A 19,117-nucleotide genomic window follows, 5' to 3' on the forward strand; every position below is an offset into this window, starting at 1 on the left:
ATGAGCAAAGAAAGAACAAGATGTAGAGAAAAGGTTTTGATGTATTTATTCCAGCAAGAATTGGGTCAAAATGTTGAGGTAGATTTTGATGATTTTTCACTACAAGCTCAAGCTTTTGCTCACAAACTCTATGAAAGTACTCTTTATTTTAGAAATGTTGCTGATGCTATTATAAGTAAATTTAGTAAGAATTGGAGATTAGATAGAATAGGAGGCTTGGAGAGAAACATTTTAAGAATGGCAATAGCTGAAATGTTTGCTTTTGAAGATATTCCACCTGGTGTTACTGTTAATGAAGCTGTTGAGTTGGCTAAAAAATATGTCAGTCCAGAAGCTGGTAGATTTGTTAATGGTATTTTAAGGAATATAGTTAGGAATTGGGATGAGATTTTAAAAATTAGAGAGGAATATTTAAATGTTGTTAGAGAGAATTAATTCTCCGAATGATTTAAAATCTCTATCTGTAGAAGAGCTAAGGAATTTAGCTGAAGAAATTAGGAGAGTAATTATTAATACAGTAGAGAATAATGGTGGTCATTTAGCATCTAATTTAGGAACTGTTGAATTAACTTTAGCTCTTCATTATGTTTTTGATACACCAAAGGATAAGATAATTTGGGATGTAGGGCATCAGGCATATACTCATAAATTAGTAACTGGAAGAGCCAAAGATTTTCATACATTGAGACAATATGGTGGAATCAGTGGATATATTGCTCCTTGGGAAAGTGAATATGACCATTTTGCTGTAGGACATGCTGGTACATCCTTATCTGCTGCCTTAGGATTCGCTAAAGCAAGGGATATTAAAGGGAAAAAATATAAAGTTGTAGCAGTGATAGGTGATGGTGCCTTGACTTCTGGAATGGCATGGGAGGCATTGAACCAAATTGGCTTCTTAAATACAGATCTTATTGTTATATTAAATGATAATGAACATTCTATTTCACCGAATGTAGGAGCTTTGGCAGTTTATTTGGCTAAATTAAGGAAACATCCTCTTTATAGATTTTTTAAGCAGACAACCCAGAATTTTTTGAAGAATTTACCTTTAGGAAAGACCTTATTATCCTTGGATCTAAAATTGGAGAGAAGTTTAAAGAGTCTCCTTTTGGAAAATCCCATATTTGAAGATTTAGGTTTTAAGTATTTTGGCCCCTTTGATGGACATGATATACCCCTTTTAATTTCTGTATTTAAGGGTATAAAAGATAATCTATCTTGTCCAGTTTTGATACATGTCACAACAAAAAAAGGAATTGGCCATAAAGATGCAGAAGCTGTACCTTCCAAGTTCCATAGTGTGGGATCAAGGAAAGAACGCGAAAAAAAGGTACCTACCTACACAGAGATTTTTGGTAAGACATTGGTAGAATTAGGGGAAAAATATGAAAAGATTGTAGCCATTACAGCTGCAATGCCAGATGGTACTGGACTTTCCTATTTTGCAGAAAGATTTCCAGAAAGATTTTTTGATGTTGGAATAGCAGAACAGCATGCAGTGACCTTTGCAGCAGGACTTGCTATGAATGGATTAAAACCTGTAGTTGCTATATATTCTACTTTTCTCCAGAGATCCTTTGACCAGATCATTCACGATGTTTGTTTACAGAAGCTTCCTGTAGTATTTGTATTAGATAGGGCTGGCCTTGTTAGTGATGATGGACCTACTCATCAAGGAATTTTTGATCTCTCTTATTTGAGGCTTATCCCCAATATAGTTGTTTCTTCTCCAAAGGATGAATCTGAACTTAGAGATTTATTATATACAGCAGTTAATTATCCTGGTCCATTTGCAATAAGATATCCCAAAGGAAAAGGATACGGAGTAAAACTTCCTTCTAATCCTAGTAAGATTGAGATAGGTAAAGCTGAGATATTAGAAGAAGGTGAGGATGTTCTTTTTTTGGCTATAGGTTCCATGGTCTATACTGCTTTGGAAGCCCATAATATTTTGAAGGAGAAGGGAATATATGCTAAAGTAGTCAATTTAAGATTTTTAAAACCTTTAGATATTCCATTGCTTGAAGAATTATTCTCTAAGTTTAAATATATCTTTACATTAGAGGAAAACATTGTAACAGGAGGACTTTTTGGTGCAATTTCTGAATTTGTTTCTAAGTTTCATTTTAACGTAAATGTATATCCCATAGCACTTCCAGAAAAATTCATAGAGCATGGAAATGTGGAAATCTTAAAAGAAATATACGGTTTAAAAGAATATCATGTGGTAAAAGAAGTAATAAGGGTTCTTGATAAAACAAGGGTGGAAGGTTGAAAGAAAAAACTCCTAAGGAAAGACTCGATACTCTATTAGTTAAGAAAGGATTTTTTGAAAGTAGAGAAAAAGCTAAGTCTGCTATTATTGCTGGACTGGTTAAAGTAGACGGCAAGGTAGCAGATAAACCTGATATAAAATTTTCACCTTTTGTTTCCATTGAAATTCAACAATCTCTTCCCTATGTTAGTAAGGGTGGATTTAAGCTAAAAAAGGCTTTAAATGAATTTAAGATAAATGTTACAGGATTTATAGCTATTGATGTAGGTGCAAGTACTGGTGGGTTTACTGACTGTTTATTACAAGAAGGTGTAAAGAAAATTTATGCTGTTGATGTGGGAAAGGGCGTTTTACACGAAAAATTAAGAAAGGATACAAGAGTAGTAGTAATGGAAGGGATAAATGCGAGATATTTAAAAGAAGGTGATATTCCCGATAAGGTTGATATTATAACTATAGATATATCCTTTATATCAATATTAAAGATTTTTCCTGTTATAAAATCTTTTTTAAAAGAAGAAGGAATGGTTATTTCATTGATAAAACCTCAATTTGAAGCATCACCAAAGGATGTTAATAAGGGGGGTATAGTAAAGAATATTGACGTCCATTTAAAAGTAATAGAAAATATTAAAAATAATTTAAAAGATCTTGGATTTTATTTAAAAAATATTACGTATTTTTATAGCAAGGAAGGAAAAGGAAATATAGAATATCCAACATTGTTTGTTTTGCAAGAAAAGGATGAGTTGTCTATGGATAAGATAAAAGAGATAGTAAGGGAGGCTTTTACAAATTGGAAATTACTTTCCAAAAAATAGGTATATTTTACAACCCTAAAAAAAGAGATGCGAAAAAGGGAATAGAAATAATAAAAGAGTGGGCAATAAAGAAGAATTATAAGGTTTTAATAGATGATACTGATGTGGATTTGGGAATAGCAATTGGTGGGGATGGTACTGTTTTGTATGCCTTACAGAGGTTGGCATCTAAGGGTATACCTATAGCAGGAATAAATACGGGTAGACTTGGATTCTTAACTACTGTTGAGTTTAAAGATATAGGTAAATTTTTATTTTCTTTAGATGAAAAGAAGTATTTCATAGAACAGCATCCTGTAATCAAATTAAAAATTGATGATAATATTTATTATGCCTTTAATGAGGTTGTATTTTTGAAATCTGAGAATACTCCATTGATATCTTTAAATCTATTAATAAATGGGGCTTTGTTAAATACACAACCTGCAGATGGAGTAATTATTGCTACCTCTGCTGGTTCTACAGCTTATGCTTTATCTGCTGGTGGTCCTATAATTTTTCCTGATCTTGAAGCTTTTGAATTTTTGCCCATATGTGCCCATTCTCTTATATCTAAACCTGTTGTTTTTCCAATTAATTCGGAAATTCAGATCAGTTTTTCAAAAAGGTCATTACAAGTGCAAGTTTGGGTTGATGGTAAAAAAGTAGATCTTGTTGGAAATAGACAAAAAGTTATTATAACTAAAGCGGAATTTTATGGAAAACTTATTTTCCTTCCAGGTTGGGATTTTATTAATAGATTAAAAAAGAAATTACATTGGAGGTAGATAAGAAATGCTTTTTGCTCTTAGAGTTAAGGATTTTGCAATAATAGATGAGCTAACTCTGGATTTTCATGATGGTTTAAACGTAATCACTGGAGAAACAGGTGCTGGTAAATCTCTGCTTGTGGATGCTTTAGCCTTTTTGCTTGGAGAAAGAGCATCAACAGACATTATTAGAACAGGAAGTAATAGAAGTTTAGTAGAAGCTATGTTTGCTATGAATGAAGAAGCAGAAAGACTATTGGATGAATGGGAGATTCCAAAAGAGAAGGATGGAACATTACTTGTATCAAGAGAATTAAATAAAAATGGAAGAAGTAAATGTAGGGTAAATGGTGAACTTGTTACAGTAGGAATGTTAGAGCGTTTACTCTCGAATATTCTTGAAATACATGGACAACACGAACATCAGAAAATTCTTCATAAGGATTTTCAGTTGGAAGTATTCGATCTCTTAGGTGGAGATTCATTGATAAAACAAAAAGGAAAGGTTAAAGAATTGTTTTCTAGATTAAAAGGTCTTTATTCCGAAAGGGAAGAAATTTATGCAAAGGAAAAAGAGAGACAGCAAAGAATAGATCTTTTATCTTTTCAGATAGAAGAAATTGAAAAGGCAAATTTGAGAATAGGAGAAGAGGGGGAACTATTAGAGCAACGGCAAAAGCTACAAAATTTTGAAAAAATAAGATATGGAATTGAGGATGCTATAAAATATCTGTATGAAAATAACGAAGGATATTCTGCTTTTGAATTAATTGGAGAAGGATTAAATAGTATAAAAGCTCTTTCTTCTATAGATGAAAATATTTCTGGAATATTAGAACTATTGGAAAATGCTAAATTATATCTTAGTGAAGCAGTTGATAATTTAATGAGATATAAAGATAATTTAGAGATAGATCCTAATGATCTTGAATATATAGAAGAAAGACTTTATAGAATCTCTCAATTAAAAAGGAAATATGGTAAAAATATTGAGGAAATCTTAGATTATAAAGAAAAAGCTAAAGAAGAACTTAACACTTTATCTAATATGGAAGCCCATTTAGAGAACATAGAAAAGGAGATAAAGGAATTAGAGGAAAAGCTATTATACGAAAGTGAAGTTCTTTCTCAAATGAGGAAAGAGATTGTTGATAATTTTGTAAGAAAGGTAGAAAATGAGTTAAAGGATTTAGGAATGGAACATGCAAGATTTTCGGTTGATTTTCAAGAACCAACAGGAGGATTTATATTTATTAATGGGGTAAAAGTGGGAGAAAAAGGAAGAGAAGTTGTAGAGTTTATGCTTTCTCCAAATCCTGGAGAGGCTTTTAAACCCTTGAGACATATAGCATCTGGAGGAGAACTCTCAAGAATAATGCTTGCCTTAAAAACTATACTTAACGAAGTGGATAATACACCTGTTTTGGTATTTGATGAAATAGACACAGGTATTGGAGGGGAAACGGCTTATCTACTTGCTCAAAAATTATGGAATATATCTAAGAAGAGACAAGTTTTCTGTGTGACACATTTACCTCAGATAGCAGCGTGGGCTGATTATCATTTCCATGTGGAGAAGAAGATTATAAATGATCAAACAAGAATAAGGGTTTCTATGTTAGAGGATAAAATCAGAGTGATGGAAATATCAAGAATGTTAGGAGGTAGTATAGTTTCTGAAGTAAGTCAACAGCATGCTAAAGAGCTTTTAGTAAAAGCGTCAGAACTTAAAAATAGAGAAAAATTGAGAGAAATAGGAGGTGGGATGAAAGTTGAATGAGAAAGTAATAAATGAAAGGGAAATTTATAAAGGAAGAATAATTACAGTAAAAGAGTACGATGTAGTACTTGAAAATGGAAAATTAGCTAAGAGGGAAGTAGTACATCATCCGGGTGCAGTAGCTATATTACCAATAGCAAGGGATGGATCTGTATTTTTTGTAGAGCAATATCGACTTCCAGCTAAAAAAGTCTTATTAGAAATTCCAGCCGGAAAACTTGATTTTGGAGAAGAACCAATAAATTGTGCTAAAAGAGAACTGGAAGAAGAAATAGGGTATATTCCAAAAAATTTAAAGTTAATTCATGTTTTTTACCCATCACCTGGAATAAGTGATGAGGTGTTATATCTATATGAAGCTACAGATCTTGAGAAGACAAATACAAATCCTGATGATGATGAGTTTTTAAAAATAATTTCTTTAACAGCAGATGAGATAATAAAAGCTTTAGAAAGTGGTAAGTTTGAGGATTCTAAAACCTTAATTGCTATTTATTATTTCTTAAGATCAAAGAAGATATAAGACAACAAGGAGGCTTAAGAGAGATATGATTATAGGTGTTCCTAAGGAGATTAAACCTGAAGAAAATCGTGTTGCTATTGTTCCTGGTGGAGTACAAACATTGGTCAAAAAAGGACATAAAGTACATATTGAAAAAGGTGCAGGATTAGGAAGTGGTTTTACAGATGAAGAATATGAAAAGGCAGGAGCAATAATATTAGAAAAACATGAGGATGTGTTTTATGAGGCAGAATTAATTTTAAAAGTAAAAGAACCCTTACCTGAAGAGTACTCTCTTCTTTCTGAAGGAAAAATTTTATTTACTTACTTGCATTTAGCAGCATCTGAAGAACTTACAAAAAATCTTATTAAAAGTAAAGCAATATGCATTGCTTATGAAACTGTACAAACAGAGGATGGTTTTTTACCACTTCTTGCTCCTATGAGTGAGATAGCAGGAAGAATGGCTCCCCAAGAAGGTGCTAAATATTTAGAGAAACCTTTTGGTGGAAGAGGAATTTTATTAGGTGGAGTTCCAGGAGTTCCTTCTGCCAATGTGGTTATAATAGGTGCAGGAACTGTTGGTTTTAACTCTGCAAGAATAGCTTATGGAATGGGTGCATCTGTAACTTTATTGGATATAAATCCAAGAAAATTAAGATTTGTAGACGATTATTTCCAAGGAAAGGTGAATACGATGATAGCTGATGAATACAATATTAGGATGGCTGTAGAATACGCAGATCTACTTATTGGAGCAGTATTAGTACCAGGGGCAAAAGCCCCCAAAATAATTACGAGGGATCTTTTAAAGAGAATGAAAACAGGTGCTGTTATTGTTGATGTAGCTATTGATCAAGGTGGCTGTGCTGAGACATCACGACCAACAACCCATTTAAATCCTATTTATGAGGAGGAAGGAGTAATACATTATAGTGTGGCTAATATGCCTGGAGCTGTTCCAAGAACAGCAACAAGAGCTTTAACTCTAAATACTCTTCCTTATGTAATTGAGATTGCTGATAAAGGTTGGGAAAGAGCTGTGAAAGAGAACAAAAGTCTTGCCAAAGGTGTAAATATAGTAAAAGGGGAAATTACTTGTGAGGCAGTTGCTAACGCTTTTAACCTGCCTTACACTCCTTTAGAAAACGTACTAAGTTAATGAGTTAATGTATAAAAAACCCCTGGTTTTTCCAGGGGTTTTTTAAGTTTTGTTTTTAAGTTCAAGAATAATTTTTTCTATATCATGTTTTTGAAAAATATATTTCTTACCACAAAACTCACATTTCACTTCTATGTCTTCTTTTCTTTTTTGTAGTTCTTCTAATTCCTTTAATCCTAAAGCTATGAGAGTATTCTCAGCTCTTTCTCGACTACACCTACATGCATATTTCAATTCTTCTCTATTAAACATGTCGAAATCAAATCCTTCAAATATTTTATTAATTATATCTTCTGGATTTAGTCCATTTAATATCATTTGACTTGGTGGTTTTAATCTATTAATATTTTCTTCTAACTTACTTACAATATCTTCCTCTGAATCTGGTAATATCTGTACAATATAACCTCCAGCCGCAATTACTTTTCCTTCTTTATTGACATAAACCCCTGCAGCAACAGCTGATGGTTGTTGCTCAGAGGAAGCAAAATAATAAGCTAAGTCTTTTGCTATTCCTCCAGAAACAAGTGGTGTCATTCCTTGATATGGCTTTTTAAGTCCAAAATCTCTTATGACACTTAGTACTCCTTCTTTTCCTATTGCAGAAGCTACATCAAGCTTTCCTTCTGGGGTAGGTGGCAAATCTATGTAAGGTTTTTTAATATACCCTCTTACATTTCCATTAGCATCAGCATCAGCAAAAACATTTCCTAAGGGGCCATTCCCTACAATTTGCAAACTAATTCTTTCATCTTTTTTCTTAAGCATTTTCCCCATAATAGCTGTTAGGGTAAGAGTTCTTCCTAAAACTGCTATTGCAGTAGGAGAGGCATTATGTATAATCCTGGCCTGTTCTACCAGTTCTGTTGTTTTAGCAACATAAGCAATAATTTTTTTGTCTTTAGAGATTCCTCTTATTAGGTAATCCATAATTTTTCACCTCCACTTCATATATTATACTTGACTTTTATGAATATCTATTCTTATACTTTTAAAAATTTCAAAAAGGAGGAAAATTTATGCGAAAACTATGGTTAATATTATTCCTATTAATATTTGTTTTAAGTTTACCAACATTTGGAGCTTCTGCTTTAGAGAGGATTAAGAAAGCAGGTATTCTTAAAGTTGGTAGTGATGTGGCTTATGCACCTTTCGAGTTTATGGAAGGTGATAAGCCTGTAGGTTTTGATATAGATATAGCTAATGAAATTGCAAAAGCCTTAGGAGTGAGATTACAAGTTATAAATACTTCTTTTGATGGAATAATAGCTGCATTAAAAGCGAAGAAGTTTGATATGATTATTTCTGCAATGACAATTACAGAGGAAAGAAAAAAAGAAATATCCTTTTCTATCCCTTATTATGATTCAGGACAAATTATAGTTGTAAGGAGTGATAATAAAGATATAAGAAGTGAGAAGGATTTAAAGGGTAAAATAGTTGGAGTACAGTTAGGTACTACAGGAGAAATAAGTGCTAAAAAGTTAAAGGATCAGGTAGGGATTAAAGAGATAAGGAGCTATGAAACAATTCCAGAAGCATTTATGGATCTTGAACTTGGAAGACTTGACGCAGTTATAAATGATCTTCCTGTATCCCTTTATTATTCAAAGAATAACCCAAAGTTAAAATGTGTAGGAAAACCCTTTACTAAGGAACAGTATGGTATTGCTGTGAGGAAAGAAGATACTGATCTTTTGAAGAAAATAAACGAAATTTTAGTTAATTTAAAGAAAACTGGTAAATATAAAGAAATATATAAAAAGTGGTTTGGTACAGAGCCAATAGAGTAGAGGTGATATTTTGGATTTTAATATAAATATCTTCATAGAAAGTATCCCATATCTATTGAGAGGCGCATTAGTGACTTTGCGCCTCTCGATTATATCTGTAGGTATTGGTGTAGTTTTGGGGTTATTTATTGGGCTTGCAAGAATTTCAAAAAAATATATTTTTAGGATACCAGCCACATTATATGTAGAAGTTATAAGGGGTACACCCTTATTAATGCAACTTCTTATCATATATTATGCTTTACCGTCCTTTGGTATAAATTTAGGAGCTATTACTGCTGCTATTGTCGGTCTATCGATTAATAGTGCTGCATATACAGGAGAAATTTTTAGAGGGGGAATTCAATCTATAGAGAAAGGACAAATGGAAGCTGCGAGATCCTTAGGTATGTCCTATTTTCAAGCCATGAGATATGTAATTTTGCCGCAAGCTTTTAAAAGAATTCTTCCTCCTTTGACGAATGAATTTGTTTCTATGTTAAAGGAAAGTTCATTAGCTTCTACTTTAGCTGTTACTGAGCTTTTAAGGGCTGGTAGAGAGATAGTTGCTTGGAAAGCAAATGTTTTTAGTCCCTTTTTAGGAGTTACGCTTATTTATCTTCTTATGACTTTACCTTTAACCCGTTTATCAATGTGGATGGAAAAGAGGTTGAAAAAAGGTGATTAAAGTTGTAAATCTTCATAAGAAATTTAAAAATCTTCATGTATTAAAGGGCGTAAATCTCGAAGTAAAAAAAGGAGAAGTTTTAGTTATTATTGGTCCAAGTGGAGGAGGTAAAAGCACACTTTTAAGATGTATAAATAGGTTGGAAGAACCTACCGAAGGAGAAATATATATAGATGGAGTAAAAATCACGGATCCTAAGGTAGATATAAATAAAATAAGACAAAGAGTAGGTATGGTTTTTCAATTATTTAATTTGTTCCCTCATCTTACAGCTCTTGAAAATATAACTTTAGCTCCAATAAAAGTTAAAAAGATAGATCCTAAAATAGCTAAAGAGAAGGCATATGAACTCTTGAAAAGAGTAGGGCTTCAGGATAAAGCTAATAGTTATCCATCTCAACTTTCTGGGGGGCAACAGCAAAGAATAGCAATTGCTAGAGCATTAGCCATGGAACCAGAAGTAATGCTTTTTGATGAACCAACTTCTGCTATAGATCCTGAAATGACAAAAGAGGTTTTAGATGTAATAAGGGAACTTGCTTATGGTGGCATGACTATGATGATTGCTACTCATGAAATGGGTTTTGCTAGGGATGTGGCTCATCGAGTTATATTTTTAGATCAAGGACAGATAGTAGAAGAAGGTAATCCTAAGGAATTTTTTGAAAACCCTAAGGAGGAGAGAACCATTGAATTTCTAAGTAAAATCCTTTCTGTTTGACAAAATACGCTTTTTTTGGTAAATTATCCTTTAACTAAAAAGCTCAAAGGGGAGAAAATAGTGGAAAGAGGGGTGAATTATTTTCTTTGATTTCCTCATCGACAAGATTATTAGGACTTATTGGATACCCATTAGGGCATTCTATATCTTTTTATATACACAATGCCTCTTTTCAGGCATCAGGTATTGATGCTATTTACTTAAATATACCCATTTTACCCGAGAATTTTAACCAAGCATTTTTAGGATTAAAGTATTTACCTATTTGGGGACTTAATGTAACTGTACCTTTCAAAGAGAAGGTTATAGAATTCTTAGATGATCTTTCACCCACATCCAAAATGCTAGGGGCAGTGAATACTATCTATAGAGATAAAAGAAATTGTTGGTTGGGTGATAATACAGATTTACCAGGTTTTTTATATACATTAAGGGAATTAAATCTTCCTCAGGACATAATTTATTTAGTATTAGGAGCAGGAGGAGCATGTAGAGCAGTTTTATATGCATTAGTTGAGTATGGAGTAAGGGAGATTTTTTTAACAAATAGAACTTATGAAAGGGCAGAAAAATTAGCAGAAGAAATATGGAATAATAAGGGTATTGCTATTAAATTATTACCTTGGGAAGAGAAGGAGAAAGTTAAAGATAAATTTGTACTTATAAATACTACATCATTAGGACTTGATAGTAAGAGTAATCCTTGGGATTCATCTTTAGATAAGGCTGTTTTTGTTTATGATCTTATATATAACCCACCTTTGACGCCTCTTTTGATGATGGCAAAAGAAAATAATATTCCTTATAAAAATGGTCTTGATATGCTCATATATCAGGCGGCATTTTCTTGGGAGAGATGGTTTGGATTTATGGGACCTGTGAATATTATGAGGGAGGAGGCAGAAAAAATAATATGCGCTTCTTAACAGCTGGTGAGTCTCACGGAAAGGGTTTATTAGTAATAATAGAAGGAGTTCCTGCAGGGATTAAGATAAACAAAGAAGATATAGATAAGGAGCTTCATAGAAGGCAAAAAGGATATGGAAGAGGAAAGAGGATGGAAATCGAAAAAGATATGGTGGAAATCATTTCAGGAATAAGAGGTGGATATACCTTAGGGTCACCTATAGGGTTTTTAATAAAGAATAAGGACTGGGAAAATTGGAAAAATGTTATGGATCCTGAAGAAATTTACGATTATGTTCCTGTAACAAAACCAAGGGCAGGCCATGCCGATTTTGCTGGAGTTGTAAAGTATCATTTTGATGATATAAGGAATATTTTAGAAAGGGCAAGTGCAAGGGAAACATCTGCAAGGGTTGCAGTAGGAGCTGTAGCTAAATGTATATTGAGAGAATTTGATATAGATATAATAAGTTTTGTTGAAGGGATAGGTAATATTGAAAGTAGATTTGATATTAATAACTTTTCTTGGGATTATATTAAAAATAAAGTAGAAAACTCAGAGCTTAGAATGATTGACGATGAATTAGAAGAACAAGCAAGAAAGTTAATAGATGAAGCAAAGGAAACGGGAGATACTCTTGGTGGAAGATTTATTTTACTTGCAAAAAATGTCCCTATTGGGATAGGAAGTCATGTTCATTGGGATAGAAGACTTGATGCATTGTTGGCATATGCAGTTATGAGCATTCCCTCAGTGAAGGGAGTAGAAATTGGAGAGGCCTTTTTATCAAGTAGAGAAAAGGGTTCTAGAGTTCATGATGAATTTATTAATGAAAGTACAAAGTTGAGAAAAACAAATTATGCAGGGGGAATAGAAGGTGGTATGTCAAACGGAGAAATAATAATGATTAGAGCTGCAGTAAAACCAATACCAACTTTGAGAAAACCATTAAAAACTTTTGATATAAAAGAAAAGAGGATAACGGAAGGATACTATGAAAGAAGTGATGTTTGTGTAGTTACATCTGCAGGAGTTGTAGGTGAAGCAATGATGGCTTGGATAATTGCAGATGAACTCCTTAAGAAATTTTCTGGAGATCATATAGAGGAGATTAAATTGTCTTATGAAAATTATAAAAATTATGTATATAAGAGGTTGGGATGGAAGAGTTAAGGATTTATTTGCCAGATAAAAGAGAATATCCAATATATATTGGTGATGATATATTAAAGGAAAAGATTAATGAATTAATTTTGCCATACTCCTCATATTTTGTTATATCTCATAAATTTTTAATTAATTATTACAAAAATGATTTCGTAAATATAAAGGAAGATTCATATATATTTGTTCCTGAAGGAGAAAAAAGTAAATCCTTTAAAGAAGTAATTAGAATTGTTAGAAATATGGCTAATTTAGGTGCTGACAGAAAGAGTGTTTTATTAGCTTTTGGTGGTGGTGTTATTGGGGATTTAACAGGATTTGTATCTTCCATTTATATGAGAGGTATTGATTATATACAAATACCTACTACTTTACTTGCACAAGTTGACAGCTCCATAGGAGGGAAGACAGGGATAAATATACCAGAAGGAAAGAATTTAGTGGGTACCTTCTATCATCCAAGAGCTGTTGTTATTGATGTTAAAACCTTAGAAACCCTTCCACAAAGGGAATATATAAGTGGTATAGCAGAGATTGTTAAATATGGATTAGTTATGGATTATGAGCTTTTTGAATATTTGGAGAGAAATTATTTAGATATTAAAAATCGAAATAAAGAAAAATTAATATGGATTATAAAGAAAAGTCTTGAATGTAAAAAATACGTGGTTGAAAGGGACGAAAAAGAATCATCTTTAAGAATGATCTTAAACTTTGGACATACATTTGGCCATGCAATTGAGGCAAAAAGTAAATATAAAAAGTATTTGCATGGAGAAGCAGTAGCTATTGGTATGATATTAGCAACCCAGTTGGCGTATAAACTGAAGATGTGTGATTTCTCAGTGTATGAAAGGTTAAAAAGACTTTTATTAAATTTTGGGTTTGTAGTGAATAACCCCTATAAATTTGAAGAACTTATTCCATTTATACAGCGAGATAAGAAAGCTTTCAAAGGCAAATTAAGATTTATATTACCTGAAAAGATCGGAGAGGTAAAGATCATAGATTATTTAAAAGAAGAAGATATACTAAGGGTTATGAAAGAGGGTGATAGTTATGGAATCTGAGTTTTATGAGTTTAAGAACTTATCTTTTTTATATTAAATTATAATCTTGTTAAAGGAGGAAAGGTAATAAAATGATAATTGTATTAAAAGCAGAAGCTTCTGATGAAGATATCCAAAGAGTTGTTGAAAAATTAAAAGAATTTAATTATGGTGCCCACATTTCAAGAGGTGAAAATAGAGTTGTTATTGGTGCGATAGGGGAGAAGAGAATGGAAGAGAAAATTTTGATAATGGAACAGATAAGTTCATTACCATTTGTTGAGCAGGTAATTCCTATATTATCTCCATATAAATTAGTGACAAGAGAATTTAATCCTTCAGGAACAAAAATAAGAATTTCTCCTGATGTGGAAATAGGAAATGATCAAATAGTAATTATGGCAGGTCCTTGTGCCGTGGAAAGCAAAGAACAGCTATTTGAGATTGCAGAATTTGTAAAAGGTGTAGGAGCTAAGGTTTTAAGAGGAGGTGCTTTTAAGCCTCGCACATCTCCTTATAGTTTCCAGGGTCTTGGAATAGAAGGATTAAAGCTACTTTATGAAGCAAAGCAAAAATATGGATTGCCAGTAATAACAGAAGTAATGGATCCAAGAGATTTAGAAATAGTAGCAGAGTACGCAGATATAATTCAGATAGGTGCTAGAAATATGCAGAATTTTACCTTACTTAAAGAAGTGGGTAAATTAAGAAAACCTGTTCTATTAAAAAGAGGTATTTCTGCTACTTTAGAAGAATTTCTTTTTGCAGCTGAATATATAATGGTAGGTGGAAATTCGGAGGTTATCTTATGCGAGAGAGGAATTAGAACCTTTTCGGATTATTCAAGAAATACTTTAGATTTAACTATTGTGCCAGCTTTAAAGTATAAAACCCATCTTCCTGTATTTGTAGATCCAAGTCATGGGACTGGAAACTTTAGATATGTTCCAAGTATGGCAAAGGCAGCTATAGCTGCAGGAGCTGATGGATTAATAATTGAAGTTCATCCGCATCCAGAAAGAGCTCTTTCAGACGGTCCTCAATCTTTAACCTTCTCTGATTTCAGAAGACTTATGGATGAATTAAAAAGCATAGCTAATGCTATAGGTAGAAGATTATGAAGATAGGAATAATAGGATTAGGATTAATTGGTACATCTATAGCAATGGCAATTAAAAAAGAAAATAGAGATATAGAGATATGGGGAATTGATACAAATCGTGATACATTAAATTTTCTGAAGGATAAAGACATTTTTAGCCATATCTCTATCGATATATCTGAAATTGAAAAAGAAATATATAATACGGATATAATATTTATATCAGTATATCCTTCAGGGGTTAGGGATGTGCTTTTAGAGCTTAAGAATTATATACCAGAAAGAAGTATCATAAGTGATACCAGTAGTACTAAGGGAAAAATTATGACTTTTGTAAATAATGATAAATTATTATGTAAAGTTTTTATAGGGGGACATCCCTTAGCAGGAAGAGAGATTTCAGGAGCATATGGGGCTATTTCTGATTTATTCAAGGGCAAGATTTATTTTCTTTCCCCTGCTAAGGGGGTAGAAAAAGATAAAATAGAGACTTTGATGAATTTTATCGAAAATATAGGAGCCTTACCAGTTTTGATTGATCCATATGAACATGATAGGATTCTTGCATACTCAAGTCATTTACCACAGATTGTTGCTTATTTGTTGGCTTATACGTCAATAAGAAATTCAACTAATTTTTTTGGAACAGGATTTAAGGATACAACAAGAATAGCAAAGAGTGATACTAAACTTTGGATGGATATTATAAAGGAAAACTATGATGAAATATTGAATGTATTTTGTGAGTTTAAAAATAATATAGATTTTTTTATTAACTATTTAAGGGATAAAAATTTCGAAAAAATAGAAGAAATATTTAGAAGAGCAAGAGAAAAAAGAATGAAAATTGAGGGGTAAAATATGAAAAAAATTGTTATTAAGAAGAGTGTATCTTTAAGAGGAGAGATTTTAGTACCAGGAGATAAATCTATTTCCCATAGAGCTTTAATTTTTTCTGCTCTATCAGAGGGAGAAGCTAAGATAGAAAATTTTTTGTTTTCTCAAGATTGTCTTTCCACATTGAATTGTTTGAAAAGCTTAGGAGTAAACATAGAGATTATTGGAAAAGTAATAAAAGTGAAAGGAGTAGGAATTAAAGGTTTTAAAGAGCCAGAGGATGTTTTAGATGCAGGTAATTCTGGAACTACAATTAGGCTTCTTACGGGACTTTTGAGCAGTATACCAAACATGTTTTCAGTTATAACAGGGGATAATTCTCTAAGAAGGAGACCGATGAGAAGAGTTATAGATCCATTGGTAAATATGGGTGCAATGATCTGGGGAAGAAATGATAACAATAATCCCCCATTAGCTATAAAAGGTAACCAACTTAAAGGTTTCAAACATATATTAAAAGTAGCAAGTGCTCAGGTCAAATCAGCTCTTCTTATAGCTGGTTTATTGGCTGAAGGTGAGACATGGGTTACTGAACCTGCATTATCAAGAGATCATACAGAAAGAATATTTGAATATTTAGGATTACCATTGGAAAGAGACGGTTTGACACTAAAGACTCACAAAATAGAGGGTTATGAGGCAAAGGATTTTTATATTCCAGGGGACATATCTTCTGCTGCATTTTTGATTGGAGCAGGGCTAATCTCTGAAGGATCGAGTATAGTTATTAAACGTGTAGGATTAAATCAAACGCGGATAGGTATGTTGGAGGTATTAAAAAAATCAGGAGCAAAAATTGAAATATTAAAGGAATGGGAGGCTGGAAAAGAACCTGTTGGTGATATCAAAGTGGAATTTTCAGAGATAGAACCAATAGAAGTTATGGGGGACATTGTACCAAGGCTTATTGATGAAGTCCCGATTTTGGCTATTATTGCAACACAGGCAAAAGGTAAAAGTGTTTTTAAGGATGTGGAAGAACTGAAGGTGAAAGAATCTGATAGAATAAAAGCTATAGTTAATGGAATAAATAAAATGGGGGGTAAGGCAGAAGAAATTGATGGAGGATTTGTAGTATATGGTCCTTCTAAACTTATAGGATCGGAGATTTATACTTTTAATGATCATAGAATTGCCATGGCATTTGCTATTGCGGGTTTAGTAGCAGAAGGAGAAACGATAGTAGAAAGTGAAAGTATTAGTATTTCTTTTCCTAATTTTGTTGAGGTTGTTTCTCAGTTAGGGGGTAATGTTATTGAGTTATCAGCCTAAGTGGGTAGTTGATGATGTAAAATTTTTGGTGAAAGCAATTCTTTCTTTAAAAAATGAAGAAGAAGTATTAAGATTCCTTGAAGATATATGTACTATTAATGAAATTCAAGAGTTATCTCAAAGGCTTAAAGTCGCAAAAATGCTTTATGAGGGAAAATCTTATGAAGAGATCGAAAAAGAGACAGGAGCAAGCTCTGCTACTATTAGTAGAGTGAAAAAATTTCTATATTATGGAGCAGATGGTTACAAAACTATATTAGATAGATTGATAAAAAAAGAAGGGTAGGATTTAATCCTACCCTTCTTTATATAACCAGCATTTCACACAATGATCTTTTGCAATATTAATTTCCTTTGGTTCTTCCTTCTTACATATTTCCATGACAAAAGAACATCTTGGATGAAAACGACAGCCCTCTGGTGGATTTATAAGATTTGGAGGTTCTCCAGGTGGTGCTTCTCTTAGTTTAAACCTATTTGTGGGATCTGGATCTGGTATAGCTGAAAGAAGGGCTTTTGTATATGGATGTAAAGGATTATTTAGTAATTCGTCAGTTTTCGCTCTTTCTACTAAGTTTCCAGCATACATAATGAAAATCCAATCTGAGAATGATCTTACAGTAGCAAGATCATGAGTTATATAAATTAAACTCATATTATGGTTCCTTTGTATGTCTCTTAGAAGATCTAAAATCTCAATTCTTACAGATGCGTCTAACATAGATACAGGCTCATCAGCTATTATTAGCTTAGGTTTCATAATTAGAGCTCTTGCAATAACAACTCTTTGCATTTGTCCACCGGAAAGCATGTGGGGATACTTATTTATAAAATCCGAAACTGGTGTTAATTTTACTTCTTCCAGTGCCTTTATAATCATTTCTTTTCTTGATTCTGGTGTTCCTATCTTATTAATAATTAAAGGCTCTTCTAAGATTCTATAAACAGTAAAATGGGGAGCTAATGCTCCAAAAGGATCTTGTTGTACAAATCCTGTTTCTCTTCTGTACCAATTTAGTTCCTTAAAAGGTAAATTTGTAATATCTTTATCCTCAAAGAAAATTTTACCATCAGTAGGTTCATAAAGCCTCAGAATTGTTCTTCCAAGAGTAGTTTTTCCAGATCCACTTTCTCCTACTAAAGATATGGTTTCTCCTTTCTTTAACTCAAAGTTTACCCCATCTACAGCTTTTACGTATAGAGGCTGTGATATTATTGTTTTCCTGATTTCAAACCAAACCTTTAAATTTTCAACTCTAAGTAAGATTTCATTATTATTCATGGCTCTCACCTATATAACATTTAGCATAATGTTCTTCACCTTTTTTAAACATGGGAGGTTCCTTTTCTCTGCATATATCCATAACATATTGGCATCTTGGATGAAATCTACATCCTTTTGGTGGAGATATAAGACTTGGTGGAGATCCTGGAATAGACTTTAACTTTTTTATTGTCTTTAAAGTTGGTACACTGTTTAGAAGCATCATGGTATAACCATGGGCTGGTAAATTATAAAAGTTCTCAGAAGGGCTTAATTCTACAATTTCACCAGCATACATTACTGCTACTTTATCTGCCAGTTCACTTGTAGTTGCTATATCGTGGGTTATAAAAATATATGTAAGGTTGAGTTCTTTTTTCAAAATTTTTAATAAGTTTAAAATGTTGGCTTGCGTAATAACATCTAAAGCGGATGTTGGTTCATCTAATAGCACTATCTTAGGATGTGTAACTAATGCCATTGCAATAACAACTCTTTGTTTCATACCCCCAGATAATTCAAAAGGATATCTTTCTGCGAAGGATTCAGAAATACCTACGAAACTTAGCATCTCTTTTGCTCTATTAAAGGCTGAATTCTTATCCATTCCCATATGTACTATTAATGGTTCTGCAACTTGATAGATGACTTTTAATACTGGGTTAAGAGAGTTCATGGCTCCTTGAAAAACCATAGAGATTTTACTCCATAGTACGTTTTTACGGAAAATATCTTCTTTTAAAGATAAAATATCTTCACCATCAAGATATATTTTTCCACTTGCTTTTTCCAGATTTCTTGGAAAAAGTCTTAGGATACCTCTTGCAAGAGAACTCTTTCCACAACCTGATTCTCCAACAATAGCTAAAGTTTCCCCCTCTTTTAATTCAAAACTTACATTTCTTACTGCCTCTAAACTTCCTTTTTGAGTTTTATAAGATACTGAAAAATTATCAAGCTTAAGTACTACATCTGCCATTTTCTTCACT

20 protein-coding genes are annotated in these 19,117 nt (G+C 32.6%); 17 read left to right on the top strand and 3 right to left on the bottom strand.

The genetic code is table 11. From position 1 onward, the window contains the following. The 7 genes from nusB to ald are packed head-to-tail and all read left to right on the top strand — an operon-like array spanning position 1 to position 7,292. On the top strand, positions 1–435 hold the full coding sequence (gene nusB / locus ACY3JM_RS05580; protein ID WP_463082182.1) for a transcription antitermination factor NusB: 435 nt from the start codon (positions 1–3) through the stop codon (positions 433–435). After that, positions 416–2,278, top strand: coding sequence for a 1-deoxy-D-xylulose-5-phosphate synthase (dxs, locus tag ACY3JM_RS05585; RefSeq protein WP_463082181.1), 1,863 nt, complete (start codon positions 416–418; stop codon positions 2,276–2,278). Before nusB ends, dxs begins: the two co-directional genes overlap by 20 nt. Then, the gene (locus ACY3JM_RS05590) at positions 2,275–3,099 is read left to right on the top strand and encodes a TlyA family RNA methyltransferase (protein ID WP_463082180.1); all 825 of its coding nucleotides are present in this window, start codon (positions 2,275–2,277) and stop codon (positions 3,097–3,099) included. The genes dxs and ACY3JM_RS05590 overlap by 4 nt, the downstream gene beginning before the upstream one ends. Further along, complete coding sequence (locus ACY3JM_RS05595; protein WP_463082179.1) at positions 3,075–3,866, top strand: NAD(+)/NADH kinase; 792 nt, start codon at positions 3,075–3,077, stop codon at positions 3,864–3,866. Before ACY3JM_RS05590 ends, ACY3JM_RS05595 begins: the two co-directional genes overlap by 25 nt. 7 nt (positions 3,867–3,873) lie before the next feature. Beyond that, entirely contained in the window at positions 3,874–5,628 is a 1,755-nt protein-coding gene (recN, locus tag ACY3JM_RS05600) for a DNA repair protein RecN (RefSeq protein WP_463082178.1), read from the top strand. Beyond that, the gene (locus ACY3JM_RS05605) at positions 5,621–6,151 is read left to right on the top strand and encodes an NUDIX hydrolase (protein ID WP_463082177.1); all 531 of its coding nucleotides are present in this window, start codon (positions 5,621–5,623) and stop codon (positions 6,149–6,151) included. The genes recN and ACY3JM_RS05605 overlap by 8 nt, the downstream gene beginning before the upstream one ends. A gap of 25 nt (positions 6,152–6,176) precedes the next feature. Next, positions 6,177–7,292 (top strand): alanine dehydrogenase, encoded by a 1,116-nt coding sequence (gene ald / locus ACY3JM_RS05610; protein WP_463082176.1) that lies wholly within the window; start codon positions 6,177–6,179, stop codon positions 7,290–7,292. Positions 7,293–7,334: 42 nt separating this feature from the next. Here the strand turns inward: ald and hslO are convergent, their stop codons facing one another. Then, positions 7,335–8,222 carry an Hsp33 family molecular chaperone HslO gene (gene hslO, locus ACY3JM_RS05615; protein ID WP_463082175.1) on the bottom strand — a complete coding sequence of 296 codons (888 nt, stop codon included), beginning with the start codon at positions 8,220–8,222 and terminating at the stop codon, positions 7,335–7,337. Positions 8,223–8,311: 89 nt separating this feature from the next. Between hslO and ACY3JM_RS05620 the strand changes: the two genes are divergently transcribed. The 10 genes from ACY3JM_RS05620 to ACY3JM_RS05665 all read left to right on the top strand — a co-directional run bounded on the left by ACY3JM_RS05620 (position 8,312) and on the right by ACY3JM_RS05665 (position 17,150). Further along, positions 8,312–9,085: a basic amino acid ABC transporter substrate-binding protein gene (locus tag ACY3JM_RS05620; RefSeq protein WP_463082174.1), complete on the top strand. Its 774-nt coding sequence runs from the start codon at positions 8,312–8,314 to the stop codon at positions 9,083–9,085. Between the two features lie 10 nt (positions 9,086–9,095). Beyond that, positions 9,096–9,752 carry an amino acid ABC transporter permease gene (locus ACY3JM_RS05625; RefSeq protein WP_463082173.1) on the top strand — a complete coding sequence of 219 codons (657 nt, stop codon included), beginning with the start codon at positions 9,096–9,098 and terminating at the stop codon, positions 9,750–9,752. Beyond that, positions 9,745–10,473, top strand: coding sequence for an amino acid ABC transporter ATP-binding protein (locus tag ACY3JM_RS05630; RefSeq protein WP_463082172.1), 729 nt, complete (start codon positions 9,745–9,747; stop codon positions 10,471–10,473). The genes ACY3JM_RS05625 and ACY3JM_RS05630 overlap by 8 nt, the downstream gene beginning before the upstream one ends. 86 nt (positions 10,474–10,559) lie before the next feature. After that, positions 10,560–11,399, top strand: a complete 840-nt coding sequence (gene aroE / locus ACY3JM_RS05635) for a shikimate dehydrogenase (RefSeq protein ID WP_463082171.1) — start codon at positions 10,560–10,562, stop codon at positions 11,397–11,399. Further along, positions 11,387–12,553 carry a chorismate synthase gene (gene aroC, locus ACY3JM_RS05640; RefSeq protein ID WP_463082170.1) on the top strand — a complete coding sequence of 389 codons (1,167 nt, stop codon included), beginning with the start codon at positions 11,387–11,389 and terminating at the stop codon, positions 12,551–12,553. The genes aroE and aroC overlap by 13 nt, the downstream gene beginning before the upstream one ends. Further along, the gene (aroB, locus tag ACY3JM_RS05645) at positions 12,541–13,614 is read left to right on the top strand and encodes a 3-dehydroquinate synthase (protein ID WP_463082169.1); all 1,074 of its coding nucleotides are present in this window, start codon (positions 12,541–12,543) and stop codon (positions 13,612–13,614) included. The genes aroC and aroB overlap by 13 nt, the downstream gene beginning before the upstream one ends. A 71-nt stretch (positions 13,615–13,685) precedes the next feature. Then, a complete protein-coding gene (gene aroF / locus ACY3JM_RS05650; protein WP_463082168.1) occupies positions 13,686–14,714 on the top strand; it encodes a 3-deoxy-7-phosphoheptulonate synthase in 1,029 nt (342 codons plus the stop codon). Next, on the top strand, positions 14,711–15,553 hold the full coding sequence (locus ACY3JM_RS05655; protein ID WP_463082167.1) for a prephenate dehydrogenase: 843 nt from the start codon (positions 14,711–14,713) through the stop codon (positions 15,551–15,553). Before aroF ends, ACY3JM_RS05655 begins: the two co-directional genes overlap by 4 nt. Positions 15,554–15,556: 3 nt before the next feature. Further along, a complete protein-coding gene (gene aroA / locus ACY3JM_RS05660; protein WP_463082166.1) occupies positions 15,557–16,864 on the top strand; it encodes a 3-phosphoshikimate 1-carboxyvinyltransferase in 1,308 nt (435 codons plus the stop codon). Beyond that, complete coding sequence (locus ACY3JM_RS05665; RefSeq protein WP_463082165.1) at positions 16,842–17,150, top strand: YerC/YecD family TrpR-related protein; 309 nt, start codon at positions 16,842–16,844, stop codon at positions 17,148–17,150. Before aroA ends, ACY3JM_RS05665 begins: the two co-directional genes overlap by 23 nt. A 9-nt stretch (positions 17,151–17,159) precedes the next feature. Here the strand turns inward: ACY3JM_RS05665 and ACY3JM_RS05670 are convergent, their stop codons facing one another. Both ACY3JM_RS05670 and ACY3JM_RS05675 read right to left on the bottom strand, forming a co-directional pair. Next, entirely contained in the window at positions 17,160–18,146 is a 987-nt protein-coding gene (locus ACY3JM_RS05670; protein ID WP_463082164.1) for an ABC transporter ATP-binding protein, read from the bottom strand. Then, complete coding sequence (locus tag ACY3JM_RS05675) at positions 18,139–19,107, bottom strand: ABC transporter ATP-binding protein (protein WP_463111118.1); 969 nt, start codon at positions 19,105–19,107, stop codon at positions 18,139–18,141. Before ACY3JM_RS05675 ends, ACY3JM_RS05670 begins: the two co-directional genes overlap by 8 nt. Between the last annotated feature and the right edge of the window lie 10 nt (positions 19,108–19,117).

The sequence above is a fragment of the Dictyoglomus sp. SSW genome (assembly GCF_055181335.1).

Excerpts from the sequence above, each read along its gene's own strand:
- aroB (WP_463082169.1), top strand. The coding sequence starts at position 12,541 with ATGGAAGAGTTAAGGATTTATTTGCCAGATAAAAGAGAATATCCAATA.
- nusB (WP_463082182.1), top strand. The coding sequence starts at position 1 with ATGAGCAAAGAAAGAACAAGATGTAGAGAAAAGGTTTTGATGTATTTA.
- recN (WP_463082178.1), top strand. The coding sequence starts at position 3,874 with ATGCTTTTTGCTCTTAGAGTTAAGGATTTTGCAATAATAGATGAGCTA.
- aroA (WP_463082166.1), top strand. The coding sequence starts at position 15,557 with ATGAAAAAAATTGTTATTAAGAAGAGTGTATCTTTAAGAGGAGAGATT.
- aroF (WP_463082168.1), top strand. The coding sequence starts at position 13,686 with ATGATAATTGTATTAAAAGCAGAAGCTTCTGATGAAGATATCCAAAGA.
- ald (WP_463082176.1), top strand. The coding sequence starts at position 6,177 with ATGATTATAGGTGTTCCTAAGGAGATTAAACCTGAAGAAAATCGTGTT.
- dxs (WP_463082181.1), top strand. The coding sequence starts at position 416 with ATGTTGTTAGAGAGAATTAATTCTCCGAATGATTTAAAATCTCTATCT.
- ACY3JM_RS05665 (WP_463082165.1), top strand. The coding sequence starts at position 16,842 with ATGTTATTGAGTTATCAGCCTAAGTGGGTAGTTGATGATGTAAAATTT.
- hslO (WP_463082175.1), bottom strand. The coding sequence starts at position 8,222 with ATGGATTACCTAATAAGAGGAATCTCTAAAGACAAAAAAATTATTGCT.
- aroC (WP_463082170.1), top strand. The coding sequence starts at position 11,387 with ATGCGCTTCTTAACAGCTGGTGAGTCTCACGGAAAGGGTTTATTAGTA.
- ACY3JM_RS05675 (WP_463111118.1), bottom strand. The coding sequence starts at position 19,107 with ATGGCAGATGTAGTACTTAAGCTTGATAATTTTTCAGTATCTTATAAA.
- ACY3JM_RS05620 (WP_463082174.1), top strand. The coding sequence starts at position 8,312 with ATGCGAAAACTATGGTTAATATTATTCCTATTAATATTTGTTTTAAGT.
- ACY3JM_RS05655 (WP_463082167.1), top strand. The coding sequence starts at position 14,711 with ATGAAGATAGGAATAATAGGATTAGGATTAATTGGTACATCTATAGCA.
- ACY3JM_RS05670 (WP_463082164.1), bottom strand. The coding sequence starts at position 18,146 with ATGAATAATAATGAAATCTTACTTAGAGTTGAAAATTTAAAGGTTTGG.